20 protein-coding genes are annotated in these 16,695 nt (G+C 64.5%); 11 read left to right on the top strand and 9 right to left on the bottom strand.

What is annotated here, in order from left to right:
- Window positions 1-44 precede the first annotated feature (44 nt).
- Genes JMJ54_RS04355 through JMJ54_RS04340 form a run of 4 tightly spaced genes read left to right on the top strand, consistent with a single transcriptional unit; the run spans window position 45 to window position 2,511 of the window.
- The gene (locus JMJ54_RS04355) at window positions 45-686 is read left to right on the top strand and encodes a DedA family protein (RefSeq protein WP_203536704.1); all 642 of its coding nucleotides are present in this window, start codon (window positions 45-47) and stop codon (window positions 684-686) included.
- Complete coding sequence (gene bioC / locus JMJ54_RS04350; protein WP_203536703.1) at window positions 683-1,579, top strand: malonyl-ACP O-methyltransferase BioC; 897 nt, start codon at window positions 683-685, stop codon at window positions 1,577-1,579. The genes JMJ54_RS04355 and bioC overlap by 4 nt, the downstream gene beginning before the upstream one ends.
- Window positions 1,576-1,899, top strand: a complete 324-nt coding sequence (locus JMJ54_RS04345) for a low molecular weight protein tyrosine phosphatase family protein (protein WP_308437971.1) — start codon at window positions 1,576-1,578, stop codon at window positions 1,897-1,899. The genes bioC and JMJ54_RS04345 overlap by 4 nt, the downstream gene beginning before the upstream one ends.
- 24 nt (window positions 1,900-1,923) lie before the next feature.
- Complete coding sequence (locus tag JMJ54_RS04340) at window positions 1,924-2,511, top strand: acyl carrier protein phosphodiesterase (RefSeq protein WP_203536702.1); 588 nt, start codon at window positions 1,924-1,926, stop codon at window positions 2,509-2,511.
- Window positions 2,512-2,565: 54 nt separating this feature from the next.
- Here JMJ54_RS04340 and JMJ54_RS04335 read toward each other — a convergent pair whose 3' ends face one another.
- Together JMJ54_RS04335 and JMJ54_RS04330 are read right to left on the bottom strand one after the other, a co-directional pair.
- Complete coding sequence (locus JMJ54_RS04335; protein ID WP_203536701.1) at window positions 2,566-3,828, bottom strand: DUF1615 domain-containing protein; 1,263 nt, start codon at window positions 3,826-3,828, stop codon at window positions 2,566-2,568.
- Between the two features lie 55 nt (window positions 3,829-3,883).
- Window positions 3,884-5,011 carry a BamA/TamA family outer membrane protein gene (locus JMJ54_RS04330; protein WP_203536700.1) on the bottom strand — a complete coding sequence of 376 codons (1,128 nt, stop codon included), beginning with the start codon at window positions 5,009-5,011 and terminating at the stop codon, window positions 3,884-3,886.
- A gap of 193 nt (window positions 5,012-5,204) precedes the next feature.
- Here JMJ54_RS04330 and fumC point away from each other — a divergent pair, with 193 nt between their 5' ends.
- Window positions 5,205-6,611 carry a class II fumarate hydratase gene (gene fumC, locus JMJ54_RS04325; protein WP_203536699.1) on the top strand — a complete coding sequence of 469 codons (1,407 nt, stop codon included), beginning with the start codon at window positions 5,205-5,207 and terminating at the stop codon, window positions 6,609-6,611.
- A 12-nt stretch (window positions 6,612-6,623) separates the two neighbouring features.
- Here fumC and JMJ54_RS04320 read toward each other — a convergent pair whose 3' ends face one another.
- Window positions 6,624-7,550, bottom strand: a complete 927-nt coding sequence (locus JMJ54_RS04320; protein WP_203536698.1) for a DUF7916 family protein — start codon at window positions 7,548-7,550, stop codon at window positions 6,624-6,626.
- Between the two features lie 83 nt (window positions 7,551-7,633).
- Window positions 7,634-8,500 (bottom strand): polysaccharide deacetylase family protein, encoded by an 867-nt coding sequence (locus JMJ54_RS04315; RefSeq protein WP_203536697.1) that lies wholly within the window; start codon window positions 8,498-8,500, stop codon window positions 7,634-7,636.
- Window positions 8,501-8,643: 143 nt separating this feature from the next.
- Here JMJ54_RS04315 and JMJ54_RS04310 point away from each other — a divergent pair, with 143 nt between their 5' ends.
- Together JMJ54_RS04310 and JMJ54_RS04305 are read left to right on the top strand one after the other, a co-directional pair.
- Window positions 8,644-9,537 (top strand): carbohydrate ABC transporter permease, encoded by an 894-nt coding sequence (locus JMJ54_RS04310; RefSeq protein WP_203536696.1) that lies wholly within the window; start codon window positions 8,644-8,646, stop codon window positions 9,535-9,537.
- Window positions 9,534-10,433 (top strand): carbohydrate ABC transporter permease, encoded by a 900-nt coding sequence (locus JMJ54_RS04305; RefSeq protein ID WP_238999850.1) that lies wholly within the window; start codon window positions 9,534-9,536, stop codon window positions 10,431-10,433. The genes JMJ54_RS04310 and JMJ54_RS04305 overlap by 4 nt, the downstream gene beginning before the upstream one ends.
- Here the strand turns inward: JMJ54_RS04305 and JMJ54_RS04300 are convergent.
- The gene (locus tag JMJ54_RS04300) at window positions 10,430-11,149 is read right to left on the bottom strand and encodes a glutathione S-transferase C-terminal domain-containing protein (RefSeq protein ID WP_203536695.1); all 720 of its coding nucleotides are present in this window, start codon (window positions 11,147-11,149) and stop codon (window positions 10,430-10,432) included. The two genes, JMJ54_RS04305 and JMJ54_RS04300, sit on opposite strands and share 4 nt — an antisense overlap.
- Window positions 11,150-11,236: 87 nt before the next feature.
- Window positions 11,237-11,842, bottom strand: a complete 606-nt coding sequence (locus JMJ54_RS04295) for a LysE/ArgO family amino acid transporter (protein ID WP_203536694.1) — start codon at window positions 11,840-11,842, stop codon at window positions 11,237-11,239.
- 101 nt (window positions 11,843-11,943) lie between these two features.
- Here JMJ54_RS04295 and JMJ54_RS04290 point away from each other — a divergent pair, with 101 nt between their 5' ends.
- Window positions 11,944-12,852 (top strand): LysR family transcriptional regulator ArgP, encoded by a 909-nt coding sequence (locus tag JMJ54_RS04290; RefSeq protein WP_203536693.1) that lies wholly within the window; start codon window positions 11,944-11,946, stop codon window positions 12,850-12,852.
- Between the two features lie 36 nt (window positions 12,853-12,888).
- Here the strand turns inward: JMJ54_RS04290 and JMJ54_RS04285 are convergent, their stop codons facing one another.
- A complete protein-coding gene (locus JMJ54_RS04285; protein ID WP_203536692.1) occupies window positions 12,889-13,740 on the bottom strand; it encodes a TonB family protein in 852 nt (283 codons plus the stop codon).
- Window positions 13,741-13,950: 210 nt separating this feature from the next.
- Here JMJ54_RS04285 and JMJ54_RS04280 point away from each other — a divergent pair, with 210 nt between their 5' ends.
- Window positions 13,951-14,160, top strand: coding sequence for a hypothetical protein (locus JMJ54_RS04280; RefSeq protein WP_203536691.1), 210 nt, complete (start codon window positions 13,951-13,953; stop codon window positions 14,158-14,160).
- Window positions 14,161-14,284: 124 nt separating this feature from the next.
- Window positions 14,285-15,262, top strand: a complete 978-nt coding sequence (locus JMJ54_RS04275; RefSeq protein WP_203536690.1) for an MBL fold metallo-hydrolase — start codon at window positions 14,285-14,287, stop codon at window positions 15,260-15,262.
- Between the two features lie 59 nt (window positions 15,263-15,321).
- Here JMJ54_RS04275 and JMJ54_RS04270 read toward each other — a convergent pair whose 3' ends face one another.
- Together JMJ54_RS04270 and JMJ54_RS04265 are read right to left on the bottom strand one after the other, a co-directional pair.
- Complete coding sequence (locus tag JMJ54_RS04270; RefSeq protein ID WP_203536689.1) at window positions 15,322-15,516, bottom strand: hypothetical protein; 195 nt, start codon at window positions 15,514-15,516, stop codon at window positions 15,322-15,324.
- 23 nt (window positions 15,517-15,539) lie between these two features.
- A complete protein-coding gene (locus JMJ54_RS04265) occupies window positions 15,540-15,947 on the bottom strand; it encodes a YkgJ family cysteine cluster protein (RefSeq protein ID WP_203536688.1) in 408 nt (135 codons plus the stop codon).
- A gap of 198 nt (window positions 15,948-16,145) precedes the next feature.
- Here JMJ54_RS04265 and JMJ54_RS04260 point away from each other — a divergent pair, with 198 nt between their 5' ends.
- Complete coding sequence (locus JMJ54_RS04260) at window positions 16,146-16,646, top strand: GyrI-like domain-containing protein (protein WP_203536687.1); 501 nt, start codon at window positions 16,146-16,148, stop codon at window positions 16,644-16,646.
- The last annotated feature ends 49 nt before the right edge of the window (window positions 16,647-16,695 follow it).

The following is a 16,695-nucleotide window of genomic DNA, read 5'->3' as shown; positions in this document are numbered from 1 at the left end:
TCTCGTTCAAGCGGCTCGTTTCTAGCGACACTAAAAGGATTGTGATGGAATTCAACCCGATCGACGTCTTCCTGCATCTGGACGTCTACCTTGCCCAACTGGTCAATCTGTACGGACCATGGGTCTATGCGATCCTGTTCGCGGTGATCTTCTGCGAAACCGGCCTCGTCGTCACGCCGTTTCTGCCCGGCGATTCGCTGCTGTTCATCGCCGGCATGATCGCCGGTGGCGGCCACATGAATGTACATTTCCTGGTCGTGCTGCTGTTCATCGCTGCGGTAGCGGGGGATGCGCTCAACTACGTCATCGGCCGCTACTTCGGCCACAAGCTGTTCGCCAATCCGGATTCGAAGATCTTCCGCCGCGACCATCTCGAGAAGACACATGCCTTCTATGAGCGTCACGGCGGCAAGACCATCATCCTCGCGCGCTTCGTGCCCATCGTCCGCACCTTCGCGCCGTTCGTGGCCGGCATGGCCGAGATGAGCTACAAGCGCTTCGTCTTTTTCAACATCGTCGGCGCCGCCGTCTGGGTCGTGTCCTTGCTGTACGCCGGCTACTTCTTCGGCGGCATCACCTTCATCCAGAAGAACATCGGCCTTATCGCCATCGGCATCGTGCTGGTCTCGATCATTCCGGTCGTCATCGAAGTGCTTCGGCAGAAGTACAGCAAGAAGCCGGCATGAGCGAAACGTTCTACACCGACAAGGCGGCGATCCGCGCCAGTTTCGACGCGGCGGCTGCCAGCTACGATGCAGCGGCAGTGCTGCAGCGCGAAGTCGCCGACCGGATGGCCGAGCGGCTCGATCTGGTGCGGCTGCAGCCGGGGCTCATGCTCGATGCCGGTTGCGGCACCGGCTACATGGGCAAGGCGCTGCTGGCGCGCTATCCGGATGCGCAACTGGTCGAACTCGATCTGGCGCCGGCCATGCTGCAGATTGCGCGCGAACGCCATGCCGTTGGCGGGTTGAAGAAGCTGCTGTCACGGTTCGAGCGCAACCGGCCGGTGCAGCTGTGCGGCGACATCGAGGCCCTGCCGCTGGCCGATGCATCGGTCGACCTGATCTGGTCGAATCTGGCGATCCAGTGGTGCAACACGCCGGACGCCACCTTCCGCGAGTTCCTGCGCGTACTCAAGCCCGGCGGCCTGCTGATGTTCTCGACGCTCGGCCCCGATACGCTGAAGGAGCTGCGTGCGGCCTTCGACGGCGTCGACGGCTACAACCACGTCAACCGCTTCATCGACATGCACGACCTCGGTGATGCGCTGTCGCACAGCGGGTTCTCGACGCCGGTCATGGACATGGAAACGCTGACGATGACCTATCCCGATGTCCGCGCGGTGATGCAGGACCTGAAGGGCATCGGCGCGCACAATGTCACCGAAGGACGCCGGCGCGGCATGATGGGCAAGACCGCGTGGCAGCGCGTGACCAGCCAGTACGAAGCGTTCCGCCGTGATGGCGCATTGCCGTGCAGTTACGAAGTGGTCTACGGCCACGCGTGGAAACCGGAGCACGCGCCCAAAGCGCGAGCAGACGGCGCGCAGGTCATCGAGTTCCGGCCGCGCAACCGGTGATACGGGTTCTGTTCATCTGCAGCCGCAACCGCTGGCGCAGCCCGACCGCCGAAACGGTGTTCGCTGCATGGCCCGGGATCGAAACCGATTCCGCGGGGCTGGCTGCGGATGCCGAGACGCCGCTGTCGGCGGAGCAGCTGGCGTGGGCCGATCTGGTCTGCGTGATGGAAAAGCGCCACCTGCGGCTGCTGAACAGCCGTTTTGGCGGCGCACTGCGCGACAAAAAGCTGGTCTGCCTCGGGATTCCGGATCAGTATCGATTCATGCAGGCCGAACTCGTCAGCCTGCTCGAAGCCAGGGTCGGCCCGCTGTTGCGCTAGGCCGGCCCGTATCCGGACGCATCGATGAACTACCTTTCCCACGCCGTCCTCGCAGGACCGGCACCCGCCGATCGTGCTGGCGGTGTCGCGGGTGATTTCGTCAAGGGCATCCTGCCGGGGGCTCTGCCTGCGGATCTGGCCGACGGCGTCGCGCTGCACCGCGAAATCGATGCCTACGCCGACCTGCATCCGGCCTTTGCCGCCAGCCGTGCCCGCGTCAGCCCGCTGCGGCGGCGCTACGGCGGCATCATGGTCGACCTGTTTTACGACCATCTTCTGGCCGTGCACTGGTCCTTGTTTTCTCCCGGCGAAACGCTGCCGCACTTCACCGCCCGGCTGTATGCCGAACTGGCGATCCAGCCCGGCCTGCCGGCCGGCTTCGTCGCCGTGCTGCCGAAAATGCAGCAGACCGACTGGCTCGCGTCGTACCGGAATGTCGACAGCGTCGCATTCGCGCTGGACCGGATGGCCGAGCACCGCATCCGCCGTGTCAATCCTCTGGCCGGCGCGGCCGACGAGTTGCGCGAGCACTACGCCGGCTTCGAGGCCGACTTCCTCGCCTTCATGCCCGATGCGCTGGCCTACGCACAAACGGTGAGGCGCGATCGCTGAGCAGCGCTTCGTCGCGCAACGCGGACGCAGCATCGGCTGCGTCCTGAAGGCGGCTTATTTCGCCCGTGCCAGGCAGGTCTCGTAGCGGCCGTCGACACGCTTGGCGAACCATTCGGTGGTCAGTTTGCGGGTGATCTTGGGGCTGATCAGCCGGATCTGCGGCATGGCCACGCGCGGCATCGGCTTGCCGTTTTTCGCATCCGCGAGCGCAAACACCTTCTTGTACAGGCCGGTCTGGCCGAAGCCGACGAGCTTTTCGCTCATCAGGTCACGGCGGACTGCGTCGCGGTTCATGCCCAGCTGGCCGGCGATTGACGCCAGCGCTTCCTCGACATCGCTGGCCTTGGCCGCCGGCCGGCCGTTCTGGTAGCTCAGAAGGTCGCCGTCAAGATCGATGCTCCGGCCGCTCAGCTTGGCGGTGGCCGCCTGGAACGCCGCATTGCGGCTGGCGTAGCGGCCGGCGTTGAAGTCGGCGAAACGGTACAGCATGTCGTCGTACGGCGCCGGGTACTGCAGCAGGATGGCGATGCCGAAATAGGTGCCGCCACGCTGGGTGAACACGGTGTCGCGGACGCTGCGCGTGCGCGGATACGGGTAGGGCCAGACGCGAACGTGCGATTCGGCGAAGGCGACGCTGACCTGCATCGGCCCGCCGGTACGGATCGGATTGTTCATGTTGAGCGGCAGGCCCAGTCGCGCGGCATCGGCGCTGAGGTCCTCGAAAATCGCATTCATTTCGCGCTCGGTGCGCAGCTTGTCGATGCGTGACTTGTAGCTCTCGCCGGTCGGCGACGATTTCAGCAGCGCCGTTTTCACCGCGATCAGCGGAACGTGCTTGTCGGCGGCTTTCTCGCCGATCTTGTTCCAGACCATGTCCGGCAGACCGGGCACGCCCGGATCACCCTGCCAGCTCGACTCCTGTTCGATGACCGCGGCGGCCGCGCAGAAGTACTCGGGCGTGTACGGAATCTTCAGTGCCGTGAAGGCGTCGAGGATGTCGGCATTCCAGTCCGCGCGCCCCGGGATTTTCGCCGGCAGCACCTTGTTCAGCAGTACTTTCGCCTGGGCGGCGCTGAGCCCGGCGGGTTTGGCCGGCTGGACCGGCGGCGGTTCGACGACGACCGGCGCACTGGCGACGGGGGTCTCCGCAGGCAGGCTGGCGACGTCGACCGGTGGTGCGACGGTGACCGACTCGGCAGCGACGGCAGCCGCTGCGCTGGCGATGGCGGGTTGGGTGGCGGAACCGGTGGGGGGCGGGCTGGCGCAGGCGGCGAGCAGGGCAATCGGCAACAGGCAGACGAGCGGTTTGAGCTTCACGGCAGGGACGTCGGATCGGGCAAAACCGCAAGCTTACCGGCTCGGCCCGGATCGGTCATTTCCACGCGCTGCCCATCTGGATGTAGAACGCCCGCTGGCCATCCGGCCCCCAGGCGAAGTCCAGCCCGGACGCCAGCCCGAGCTTTTTGGCGATCAGGTAGCGAAAGCCCGTGCCGTAGCTGTAGACGGTCTCGGCATCGCCGAAGTCATGCCAGCGTCCCCAGGCCTTGCCCGCGCCACCGAAGGCCAGTAGCGACCAGCGTGGTGTGACGTCCCAGCGCAGCTCGGCTTCGGTCATCGCCGCGTTCTGGTCCTGGTAGCGGCCCTTTTCGATACCGCGCAGGTCGATGTAGGGCTGCGAGTAGAAAGGGTAGTCGCCGTCGATGGTGCGGCCGTCGATGCGCAGCCCCAGCGTCAGCGTTTTCGTCAGCGGCAGCCAGGTGTAGGCGCGGGCGGTGTAGTTTTCGAAGTCGCTGCTGCTGCCCAGCCAGCTGCGGGCCATTTGCAGCTCCGCCTCGAAATAGGTGCCGCGGCGCGGGAAGAAAATGTTGTCGCGGCTGTCGTAGTCGATGATCAGCCCGCCGATACCGATGCTGCGGGTGATGTCGACGTCTCCCAGTTCGGTCGCCTTGTTGTCGCCGAAACGGATGTCGCTGCGGAAGTAGCCGTAACGCGGCCCGACAAACCAGTCGCTGTCGCCAATGCGGAACAGGAACTGCTGGAACAGGAAATCCCCGTCGAGGTTGTAGCTGCGAGCCTGGTTCAGCGCGCCGTAGTAGTCCAGATTGAGCGAGGCCTTGCCGATCCCGCCCATATAGCGGTAGCGGTCGCCATCGATCGGGTGAAAGTGGAATGCGCCGCCCGCCCAAGTACCGTTGTTGGTGGCGAAACCACCCAGACCGCTGATCACCGGCGGTTGCTTGCGCCCCGTTTCCTGCTCGCTTTCTGCCGCAGCCTCGGCCATCGATTGCTGGAAGTAGAGCAGCATGGCGCCGCCGCCATAACCGATGGCCGGCTCGGTGATGACGATGGGAACCGGAAAGACGCCCTTGTGGTTGAGCAGGTAGTCGCTCAGGTCGATCTGGCCATCCTCGGGGTCGCGATAGCTGGGGCCATCGTCGGCATGGGCGAGGGGCCCGAGCAGCAGGGCAAGGGTCAGCGAAAGGGTGGAAAACAGGCGCATGGGGGAACTCGTCGCGTCGGGCCTGTCATTCTATTCGATGGTGGCTGTCATACAGGCAATGGCGTGGGTGTGCTTTGGCGTAAAACTACCCTTGCGCGAGCGGTTGACGCGGAATGGCAGCCCTGGGCCCGGCCGGCAGGGACGGCGGCACCGCTCTAAGCTCGTTAATGAACCCGATTCAAGGAGTCGACTGATGACCGAATTTCGTACTGAAACCGATTCGATGGGCGCCATCAACGTGGCTGCCGATCGTTACTGGGGCGCGCAGACGCAGCGCTCGATCGGCAACTTCCCGATCGGTGTCGACCGTTTCCGCTGGCAGCGTCCGATCATTCGCGCGCTCGGCATCCTCAAGCATGCAGCCGCAGAGGCCAATCTGTCGCTCGGCGAGTTGCCGGTCAATGTTGCCGCACTGATCGCCGAGTCAGCGGACGAGGTCATCGCCGGCAAGCTCGACGATCATTTCCCGCTGGTGGTGTTCCAGACCGGCTCGGGTACGCAGTCGAACATGAACGCCAACGAAGTCATCGCCAACCGGGCGATCGCGCTGGCTGGCGGCGAGCTGGGCAGCAAGACGCCGGTGCATCCGAACGATCACGTCAACCGTGGCCAGAGCTCGAACGACACCTTTCCGACCGCGATGCATATCGCCGTGGTCGAGCAGCTGCATGCGGTGTTGCTGCCGGCGGTGGAAAAACTGCGCGCAACGCTGGCGGAGAAGGCCGACGACTACGCCCACGTGGTCAAGACCGGCCGCACGCACCTGCAGGACGCGACGCCGGTGACGCTGGGGCAGGAAATCGGTGCCTGGGTGGCGCAGATCGATTTCGGCCTCAAGGCGGTGGCCGCCGCCGAGCCGGGCCTGCTGGAGCTGGCGATCGGCGGTACGGCCGTCGGCACCGGGCTCAATGCGCACCCGAAGTTCGGCGCCACCGCCGCGGCGCGCATCGCCAAGCTGACCGGCCACCATTTCGTCGATGCGCCGAACAAGTTTTTCGCACTGGCCGCGCACGATGCGCTGGTGCAGACGTCGGCGGCACTGCGCACGCTGGCCGGCGGGTTGTTCAAGATGGCCAACGACGTGCGCTGGCTCGCCAGCGGCCCGCGCTGCGGCATCGGCGAGCTGGTGATTCCCGAGAACGAACCGGGCAGCTCGATCATGCCGGGGAAGGTCAACCCGACGCAGTGCGAGGCGCTGACGATGGTGTGCGTCCAGGTCTTCGGCAATGACGCCGCGGTGGCGTTCGCCGGCAGCCAGGGCAATTTCCAGCTCAACGTCTACAAACCGGTGATGGTGCACAACGTGCTGGAAAGCATCGAACTGCTGGCCGATGCCTGCCGCGCGTTCAACGATCACTGCGCGGTCGGGATCGAGCCGAACCTGGATCGGATCGAAGAAAACCTCGACAAGAACCTGATGCTGGTGACGGCGATGAACCGGCACATCGGCTACGACAAGGCCGCCGCGATCGCCAAGAAGGCGCACTACGACGGCACGACGCTGAAGCAGGCGGCGCTGGCGCTCGGTTTCCTGAGCGACGAGGACTACGAGCGCTGGATCGTGCCGATGGACATGACCCGCCCCACTGCCGGCCACTGAGCGAACGCCGGATCAGCGGTTGATCGAGCGCGCGATGCGTGCGTAGGTGTGGCGCCGGCCACGGATGGCGATGCTGTACGCGGTGATGTTTTCCGGCAGCGCCATGCCCATGTAGCCGGTGTCGCCGAGGTGATGCAGGTCGGTGCCGGTCATCTTGGCCATCAGTGCGATCTGCCGGATCGTCGCTTCGTCGGCGCCTTCCTGCGACGTGCCGACGGCGGTCAGCGTCAATGCGCCAAGCTTGTGTGCGTAGCCGACGAGTTCGCGCACATACTCGAGCGTGATGCCGGGAACGGTGCCGGGCGCCGGCAGCAGGATCACGTCGGCGCCGGCGGCAACGAATTCCTCGATGTCGGCCTTGGTGATGATCTGCTCGGCACCTTCGCCGAGAATGCCCGACGCGTGCATCTTGCCGGCCACGAGCACCAGCCGGTCGCCGACCTCCGCGTTGATCGCTTTCAGCGAGTGCGTGATCGCGGCATTCGACACGCCGTTGCCCGGGTTGCCGGTCAGCACCAGCAGATTGACGCCCATTGCGGCGGCCTTGTGGGCGTTGCCGACCGTGGCCAGCCGGCCCGGCTGCATGCCCCAGAGTTCGTCTTCGCTGGCGCCGAAGCCCGGGTCGACCGGTTCGAGGTTGATGCCGATCACCCGGCCGGTCAGGTGCTTGATCGTCCGGACCACGTCGTCCGGTGCCGTGTCCTTCGGCAGGCCGTTGACGACCGGTGCGTAGACGTCGAACAGGTTGAGCAGCAACAGATCGGCGCCCATGCTGGCGGCGAACTCGGCGTTGCTGATCGTTACCAGCATCGGCTGGACCGCGCCGATGGTTTCGCACACCAGCACGCGGCCCTCGCTGGCGTGGATCGCGTGCAGCAGGTCGGCCTTGCCGATGTGGGCAAGGTCCGACGCGTTACAGTCGAGCAGGCGTTTGTGCATGGCGGTCTCCGCTTGATGATCGTGCCTTACTGTAAACCCGTTCGACTGGTGTGGCCGATTCGGGTTTTGCCCATGCTGTCGAATCAGTGGGCTTGGGGTTCTGGGAAGTAGGGCGGAACGCCGAGCAGCGCATCGACCGTGGCGAAGCTGTAGCCGCCGGACTTGAGCCACGGAATCAGCCGGTCGACTGCGGCAACGGTATCGCCGCGCTTGCCACCCCCATCGTGCATCAGCACGATTGCTTCCTCGTGTACGTAGGGCTGCACGCCGCGCTCGATCTCGTGTGCGCCGAACAGCATCCGGTTGCGATACCAGTCGATCGCGTCGATCGACCACAGCACCACCTTCATGCCGTGCTTGTCGACGATGCCGATTTGCGCGTCGTCGATGTTGCCATAGGGGGGGCGCATCAGCGTCGGCGCCTTGCCGATGATGCGGCGGAACTCGGACTGGGTGCGGCCGATTTCCTCGTTCCAGAAATAGCTCTCGTCGGTGCCGGCCAGGTTCGGGTGGCTCCAGCTGTGGTTGGCGAGCGTGTGTCCCTCGGCCAGCGCCCGGCGGACGATGTCCTCGCGGCCGGCCATCTGCCCGCCCAGCCAGAAGAAGGTCGCCTTGACCTGATGCTTCTTCAGTACGTCGAGCAGATCCGGTGTCCACGGGCTCGGGCCATCGTCGAACGTCAGCGCAATCTGGCGCCGGTGCGTCAGCCCCTCGAGCCAGACGACGCCGGGATGGTCGTTCGCTTGCTGCGTCATTTTGCGCAGTGGCGTCTGGTCCCAGTTGTCCAGAAAGGGCGACCGGACCGATTGCGTTGTTTTGCGTGCTTCAGCGGCCACCGACCCGGGCGGTGGTGGTGCGGCGGGCCACCAGGCAACGGCGAACCAGACGGCGGCCAGCACCAGAACGGCAAGCACAACGAGGCAGAACAGGGTGCGCGGCGAGGGTTTCATGTCGTTGGCTTCCTTGTTTTCATTCTTCAAGCTTGCATGTTTCTACTTGTTTTGCTTCACGAATATTTCTTTTGTGCAAGTAAGGCAAAGACATTATGTAGTCGAACGTCATACACTACGTCAACACCTTCAAGGAGTCGTCGATGGCTATGCCCGGTGTCCATCCCCGAACGGCTTACCTGTTCATCGCGCCGTTCTTCGTCGTCTTCGCGGTGTTCACGCTGTGGCCGATGCTGTTCAACCTGTGGCTGGCCTTCCGCGACTACTTTCCGCAAACCGGCAACAGCATGTGGAACGGCTTTGCCCATTTCGTCGAACTGGCCGACTCGGAACGTTTCGGCCATGCGCTGAAGAACTCGCTGATCTTTCTGCTGCTGGTGCTGCCGCTGCAGATCGGCGCGCTCGGGCTGGCCTTGCTGGTGCATGTGCGCCTGCCCGGGATCGGCTTCTTCCGGGCGCTGTACTACCTGCCCGTGGTGATCGCGGTATCGATTGCCGCGGTGGTCTGGCAGCAGGTGTTGCGTTTCGACGGGCTGTTCAACTGGTTTCTGGAATCGGTCCACCTGATCGGCTTCGGCGAACAGCCGGACTGGCTCGGGGACCGGCAACTGGCGCTGTACGCGGTGATGGCCTTCTCGTTCTGGAAGAACGTCGGCTACTACATGGTGCTTTACCTTGCGGGGCTGCAGACGGTGTCGCGCGAGCCGCTCGAGGCGGCGCAGATCGATGGTGCCAATGCCTGGCAACGCCTGCGCCACGTGGTGCTGCCGGCACTGCAACCGGTGATCCTGTTGTGCACGCTGCTGGCGACGATCCAGGCGCTCAAGGCATTTCAGGAGGTGATCGTGCTGACCGACGGCCAGGCCGATACCCAGACCGCACTGGTCTACGTCTTCGGCGTGGCGTTCTACGGCCACAACTTCGGGCTGGCGGCGGCGGCCGGGCTGATCGTCACGCTGGTCTGCCTCGCGCTTGCCGCGCTGCAGTTGCGTTACTTCGGTGAAGACGGCCTGCTGAGGCGTGGGGGTTCGGTATGAATCAGGCGCTGGTGGAAACGAGGGTGCTGCCGGTGCCGAAGGCGCCGCCACGCTGGTACCGGCTGAAGCGGCAAGCGCGCGACGCCATGCTGGCGCTGCCGCGTTACGCGGCCTTGCTGCTGTTCGGTGCGTTCACGGTGTTTCCGTTCTGGTGGGCGGCGGCGGTGGGGCTGTCGAGTGACGGATCGCTGATCTGGACCTTCCCGGCGGCCTTCCTGCCGAACGAGCCGAGCTGGATGTGGTTCGACCGGGTCTTCTACGAGATGCCGTTCTGGCGCTATTTCGCCAACTCGCTGCTGATCTCGACCGCGACGATGCTGCTGGTGCTGTTGCTGACGATCCCGTGCGCGTATGCGCTGTCGCGGATGGCATTTCCCGGCCGCAACGTCCTGTTCGTCCTGTTGCTGGTCACGCTGATGGTGCCGGCGGAAGTCGCGATCGTGCCCAACTTCATTACCTGTGCGCGGCTCGGCTTGCTCGACAGCTATGCCGGGGTGGTGCTGCCGAATGTCGCCGGCGCCTTCGGCGTTTTCATGATGCGGCAGGCGTTTCAGGATGTCCCGGCCGAAATCCTCGACGTCGCGCGGGTTGACGGTGCAAGCGAGTTCGGCGTGATGTGGCGCGTTGCAGTGCCGATGGCGAGGCCGATGATCGCGACGCTGGCGGTATTCACCTTCGTGGCCGCGTGGAACGACTATCTGTGGCCCGCGGTGGTACTGAAGGAGCGGCTGATGATGCCGCTCGCCGTCGGGATTTTCAACGACCTGACCGGGCCGTTTGCCGTCTCGACCAATCTGGTGATGGCCGCGATCGTACTGTCGGTGATCCCGGTCGTCGCTGCGTTCGCGCTGACACAGCGCTTGTTCCTGAGCGGCGGCGGTCTGGTCCGGCGCTAGTCCTTCTTGCAGCCGGTGAAGTCCGGATAGAAGCGTTCCATCATCCGTTCTACGTAGGCAACCAGCGGTTTGTGCTGCTCAGTGTAGCGGCGCAGCGGCGATTCGAAGCGCGGGCACAGCGTGCCGAGCAGGAAGGCGAACACCGTCGCATCGGTGCCGCAGATCGTGTCACCGAGCAAATAGGGCTTGTCGCCGAGCAGCTCGGCGGTGGCATCGATATCGCGGCGGGCAAGTTCGAACTGCTCGTCCGCGGTATGTCGGCCCATGCCCTGACCGTAGAGGTCGCGGCTGACGCGGCGGCGGATCATTGCCTTGAAGCCGGCGCGCATCGGCGCCGGTACATTGCGGAAGAACTCGGCCGGGCCGCGCTCGAAGTTCGCGTCGTTTTCCCAGCGCAGTGCCTGCACGGCGAAATACAGATGTTCTTCGAGCATTTTCTCGACCGACCACGCCAGTGCCCGCTGCGCCGGTGTGTAACCTTCGTCGAAGTCGAGATCGTAGCGGTCTTCGAGATAAGCGCGGATGAACGTCGAGTCGACGACTTTGTGACCATCGTCGTCGAGATGCGGCAGCTTGCCCTTGGGCGCACTGAAGATGCTGCCCGATTGCGTCCGGTAAGGCAGGCCGGACAGCTTCAGCAGCACGTCGGTCTTGGTCACGAAGGGGCTGGGGTCGGGCAGACCCAAGCCGGGGCCGAAGGTATACAACGTAATCATGGTGGGGCGGATACGGTTGTGCGGGTGTCAGCTCCAAGTGTAAGCGGTTCTGCGTCGCAACGGGGCGTCAATGTCAAAGTGCCATTGCTAGCTTCGCAGCAGCAGGGCCGCCAGCCCGAACATGGTCAGGGCCGTCAGCGCGTCGAGCAGGCGCCAGACGGCGGGGCGCGCCAGCCACGGAGCAAGGGTGCGCGCGGCGAAGGCGAGGCCGAAGAACCACAGCAAGGAGGCCGAGACGGCGCCCAGGCCGAACTGCAGCCGGGCCAGATCGTCATAGCGGCCACCGACGCTGCCGAGCAGCAGCACCGTATCGAGGTAGACATGCGGGTTGAGCAGGCTGAAACCCAGCGCGGTGGCCAGCGCCTGACGACGGCTGATCACGCTGGCGCTGGCTGTCTGTGTGAGTGCATTGGCCTGAAACGCGGCCCGCAGCGAACCGATGCCGTACCAGATCAGGTAGGCGGCGCCGCCCCAGCGTGCCGCCGTGAGCAGGAACGGCGATGTCGCGAGCAATGCACCCATGCCAAGCAGGCCGAGCGTGATCAGGGCGATGTCGCACAAGGCACAGACCGCCGCGGTCAGCAGCGCATGCTGCCGCAGCAGCCCCATGCGCAGCACGTGCGCGTTCTGCGCGCCGATGGCAACGATCAGGCTGCCGCCCAGCGCCAGTCCCTGCCAGTAGATCGGATTCATGGCTGCAAACTCCTCGTGATGAAGGCTTGCAGCATAAAAATCATGTCTGGCTGAGGCGATTTGAATTAATCTTTTTCAGTAAACATAAAAAATTCTAATTAATGTTCGACGGCAAACTCACCGAAGCTTTTCTGTCCGTAGTGCGTGAAGGCAGCTTCGAGCGCGCGGCATCAGCGCTGCACCTGACGCAATCGGCGGTCTCCCAACGCATCCGGACGCTCGAGGCGCGGTTCGGCCAGACGCTGCTCACGCGAGGGCGTCCCTGCATTCCCACCGGTGCCGGCCAGACGCTGCTGCGCTATCTCGACCGGATCCGCCTGCTGGAGGAAGAGGTGCTGCGTACGCTCGCGGGTCCCGCTGAAGGGCCGTCACGGCTGGCGCTGGCGGTGAACGCGGACAGCCTGCACGCCTGGCTGCCGCAAGTGCTGGCCGAAACGCTGGATGGTTCGCCGTTCACGGTCGAGCTGCAGGTCGACAACGAGGATTACACCCACGAACTGCTGGCGCGTGGCGAGGCGCTGGCCTGCGTGTCGGCGCGGCCCGATGCGATGCGTGGGTGCGTGGCCGAGCCGCTGGGGGCCTTGCGCTACATCTGCGTTGCCACGCCACGATTCGCCGCACGGCATTTTGCCGATGGCGTCAGCCGTGCCGCCTTGCTGCGCGCACCGGGGCTGCTTTACAACCGCAAGGATGCGATGCTTGGTGCCTATCTGGCGCGGCATTTCGGTATCGCCGAGGGGCATTACCCGGCGCATCTGATGCCGTCGTCGCAGGCCTTTGTCGACTTTGCCTTGCTCGATTTCGGCTATGTGCTGGTGCCGGAGCTGGCGGTCCGGCCGCAGCTGGACAGCGGGCAGCTTGTCGATCTGTTGCCGGCGCAACCGCATGACGTGCCGCTGTACTGGCACGCATGGCAGATTCAGGCACCGATGGTGGATGCGCTGTTCCGCCGGATCGTCGTCGCGGCCCGGGCGATGCTGAGGCAGAGGGACCCGGACCCGCGTCGGTAGGCCGGCGGACGAGGGGCACTCAGACGGCTTTGCCGTTCAGTTGCTCCAGCGCGTCCGTTCGTTGACGAAGCGGTAATAACGGACCAGCGAGATCTTGCCGTTCCGGTCGAGCAGCGGCTTGGGTACCGGGCCGAACGGCGCGGCATAGCGGATGATTTTCAGCGTCTCGGCGTCGAGGCGCGGGTCACCCGAGGTTTCTTCGACCTGCGCATCCGCAATCGTGCCATCGGCGTTCAGGACCAGCCGGAAACGCAGCAGGCCCTGCAGCGGGTTGCCCTTTTCATCGCGAGGGTAGTTCATCGTGCCGATGCGTTCGACCTTGTTGCGGATCTGTGCTTCCCACAAACCGAACATCGCGCGGGTATCGGGCCGCTGCTGCGCCCGCGTGGCGCTGTCTTCTTCTATGTCGTTGCCTTCCTTGGGCAGGTCGGCATAGCGGGTCACCAGCTTGCGCTGCTTGCCGTCCGGGCGGACACCCAGGGCTTCATCGAGGCCCTTCATTTCCACTTCGTTGACGCTCAGGTCAAGCGGGGGCCGGGCAGCGCTCGCCGGTGCGCTGGCGGCCGCCACCTTGCGCCGGGCCGGCGGTTTGGCCGCCGACTTCGGCACGGCGTATTCCGAGCGGTCACGGACCTGTACCGGCTTTTTCTCCGGCACCGGCGCGGGTTGCGGTGCGATGGTAGCGGTAGGCGGCGTTGGCGTGACCGGCTTGGGTGTCCGGACCAGCCGCATTTGCAATGGCGGCGAGCCAGCCTCGACGCTGGTCGATTGCTGCAGGGGTTGGAGCAGCAGCAGCGAGAGGTGAGCGAGCAAGGACGCCATCAGCGCCAGCCAGAGCCAGCGCGGTGTGCCTTGTCGTTCGGGTTGCAAATCGGGGAGCTGCTGCATCAATCGGGTCCGGCTGCGGCAATGAGCGATGAGTGAAGGCGAGAACTTAGCATGCTTCCTGAACGGTGTCGGCGATGGCGTTGCTGTCGATCCTGACGCGACGGCCGGGGAACCTGCAGGGTACACCGCGGGTCATTCCATGAATGCATGCGCCGTGGCCTGTCTTCATCGAAGACGAGGGCCGTTTCCCCTAGCGCCGAGGAAGGACCGATGAAAATGAAATCCCGCGTCGCCGTGATGTCGCTGTCCGGTTTTCTGGTCGTCGGCATCGCCAATGCCGCTGGCGATGTCAGTACCGCCAGAATCAGTGATATTGAAAACCAGATTCGCCTGGCACGCGAGCAACTTAATGACAATTGCCTCGAAAGCGTCGATACGGTGGCGCTGCAGGAAGATTCGCAGGGCGACGGCAAGGGGTGAGGCCGGTCCGGGTCCGGGTTCGTCCCTGGAAGCGTGTATCAATTTGTGAAATATGCTGGTCAGATAATGTAAGAAATTTTATCTTCGACGAGGGCGGCATGGGCCGCGCGACTTGGAGAGCTGCATGACCGGCAAGACCCTCAGATCACTGATGCTGGCACTCGCGCTGGCGGGCGCCGCAGTCACGCCGGTGCATGCCGCACCGCCGGCGCAGTTGAAAACCCAGGCCCCGGGCTATTTCCGGATGGCGCTTGGCGACTTCGTCGTCACCGCGCTCTACGACGGCTACATCGATATCGATCCCAAGCTGCTGAAGGGCGCCAGCGCTCAGGATATCCAGACACTGCTGGCGCGGATGTTCCTGCAAAGCACACCGGGGGTACAGACCGCGGTCAACGCCTTCCTCGTGCACACCGGCGACAAGCTCGTGCTCGTCGATGGCGGCGCCAACAAGTGCTTCGGCCCGACCCTGGGCAATATCGGCGCCAATCTCAAGGCGGCCGGCTACACGCCGGAACAGGTCGATCTGGTGCTGCTGACCCACCTGCATCCTGATCATGCCTGTGGCCTCGCCACCGACGACGGCAAGCCGGCATTCCCGAATGCCGACGTCTATGTGTCCAGGACCGAGAGCGGCTACTGGCTGGACGACGAGACCGTGGCCAAGGCGCCGAAGGAGATGCAGCCGTTCTTCAAGATGGCGAAGGACTCGATCCTGCCGTACGCCAGGCAGGGGCGCTTCAAGGTCTTCGACGCTGGCGACAAGCTGTTGCCCGGCGTGACGTCGGCCGCTGCAGCCGGCCACACGCCGGGGCATACCGGTTACCTGATTACGTCGAAAAACCAGAGCCTGCTGCTGTGGGGCGACCTGGTGCACAGCCATTCGGTGCAGTTCGCCCGTCCCGAGGTGGCGCTCGAGTTCGACGTCAACAGTGAGCAGGCCATCGCGGCCCGCAAGGCGATCTTCGCCAGTGCCGCGAAGGACAAGCTCTGGGTCGGCGGTGCGCACTTGCCTTTCCCGGGCATCGGTCATGTGCGTGCCGACGGCAACGCCTATGCGTGGGTGCCGATCGAGTACGGCCCGATCCGCAGCGACCGCTGAGCTGCGATCATGCAAAACGGGAAGGCGGTGCCTTCCCGTTCTGTTTCGGGATGCGGCGGTTACTTCAACCGGTTCCAGACCGCAACCGCTTCCTTGCGGGTCGGCTGCGGCGAGCAGATCACGTTGCAGTTGCCGTTGGCACCGAACTTGGCGCATTGCACCCAGACGCGGTTGGCGCCGGCCTTGCGCACATCGGGCGGTGCACCGCACTTGGGACAGGCTTGGGGCTGAACGGCTTGTTTCTGTTCGGTCATCGTGGATCCGGCTCGGGAGGTGATCACTTGTTGCGGTAGGAGCAGTAGCCCGGGCGTGGGCCGATCTTCGGGTGGTTTCTACAGGTGTTCGGCCGCAAATCGTAAATCGTGCACAGGCGGGTATCCGCATCCAGATAGGTGCATTCGCCGCTCGAGCGGCGCGCCAGTGTGAAAATGCTTTGCTTGAAATTGAAGTGCTCGATCACGCCGGCCTTCTGCAGGCGCTTGGCGATCTGCTTGGGCTGCTCGTGTTCGGCTTCGAACGCGTCGACCACGCCCATGCGCACGAGATCGAGCACTTTCACTTCGACCGGCAGGCTGCAACAGGCGGAGCGGCAATCGAGGCACATGCCGTTGCGATAGCGCGCCCAGGTGTCGAGGTTCTCCAGCGTGGAGACGTGAATCAGTTTTTTGTACGCGGACGAGGACATGGGCGGCAATGCAGACGTGAAGCGGGGCGATTATACGCATGCTACGGCGCCGTGGCCCGGCAAGGGCCAGACGGTCTGGCCGAATTGCTATTCATTTGTCATTTGTCATGTTCCGGTGCTTGCGTGCGGCAGCCGGTGCGGCCGAGACTGTAGGCTTGTGCTCCGAGCTGGCCGGATAAAATTTCAGGGGACAGGATCATGAGTGTACGAATCGATCACCACGATGGCGCCGATCTGATCGGCGTGAGCCTGCGCACCTCGGTGCGCGACGGCCGCAACCAGCGCGACATCACTGCCGCGTGGCAAGCGGTGATGGCCGAGGACAAGCTGGCGGCCATTCCCGGCCGCATCGGCGCGCCGTACCCGTTCTACGGCGTGGTTTATGATTTCGACCCGGATACCACCGATTTCAGCTATCTGATCGGCGTGCCGGTGGCCGCCGGCAGCATCGCCCCGGCGGGATATGAGGCACTGCAGCTGGCGCCGGCAAGCTACGCGGTGCTGACGACCGAGCCGACGGCCAGCGAAGCAGATTTCATCAAGGCCATCGGCCTGGGGTGGCCAGCGCTGATGGAGTGGCTGGCGTCATCCGCTTACGCCCATGGCGGAACGCCGGAGTTCGAGTATTACGACGAGCGTGGCGAACCGGGACGGCCGGCGAGGACGATGGAAATCTGGTTGCCGGTCCGGCCGCGCTGAGCCGCTGCAACGGCGCACAGCAATGTTGTGATCCGGGCGCTGGCAAGCG

The organism is Jeongeupia naejangsanensis (assembly GCF_016865585.1).
GTDB lineage: Bacteria > Pseudomonadota > Gammaproteobacteria > Burkholderiales > Chitinibacteraceae > Jeongeupia > Jeongeupia naejangsanensis.
Note: the sequence above shows the minus strand (reverse complement) of the source record. Positions and strands in the feature narration are given on the sequence as shown.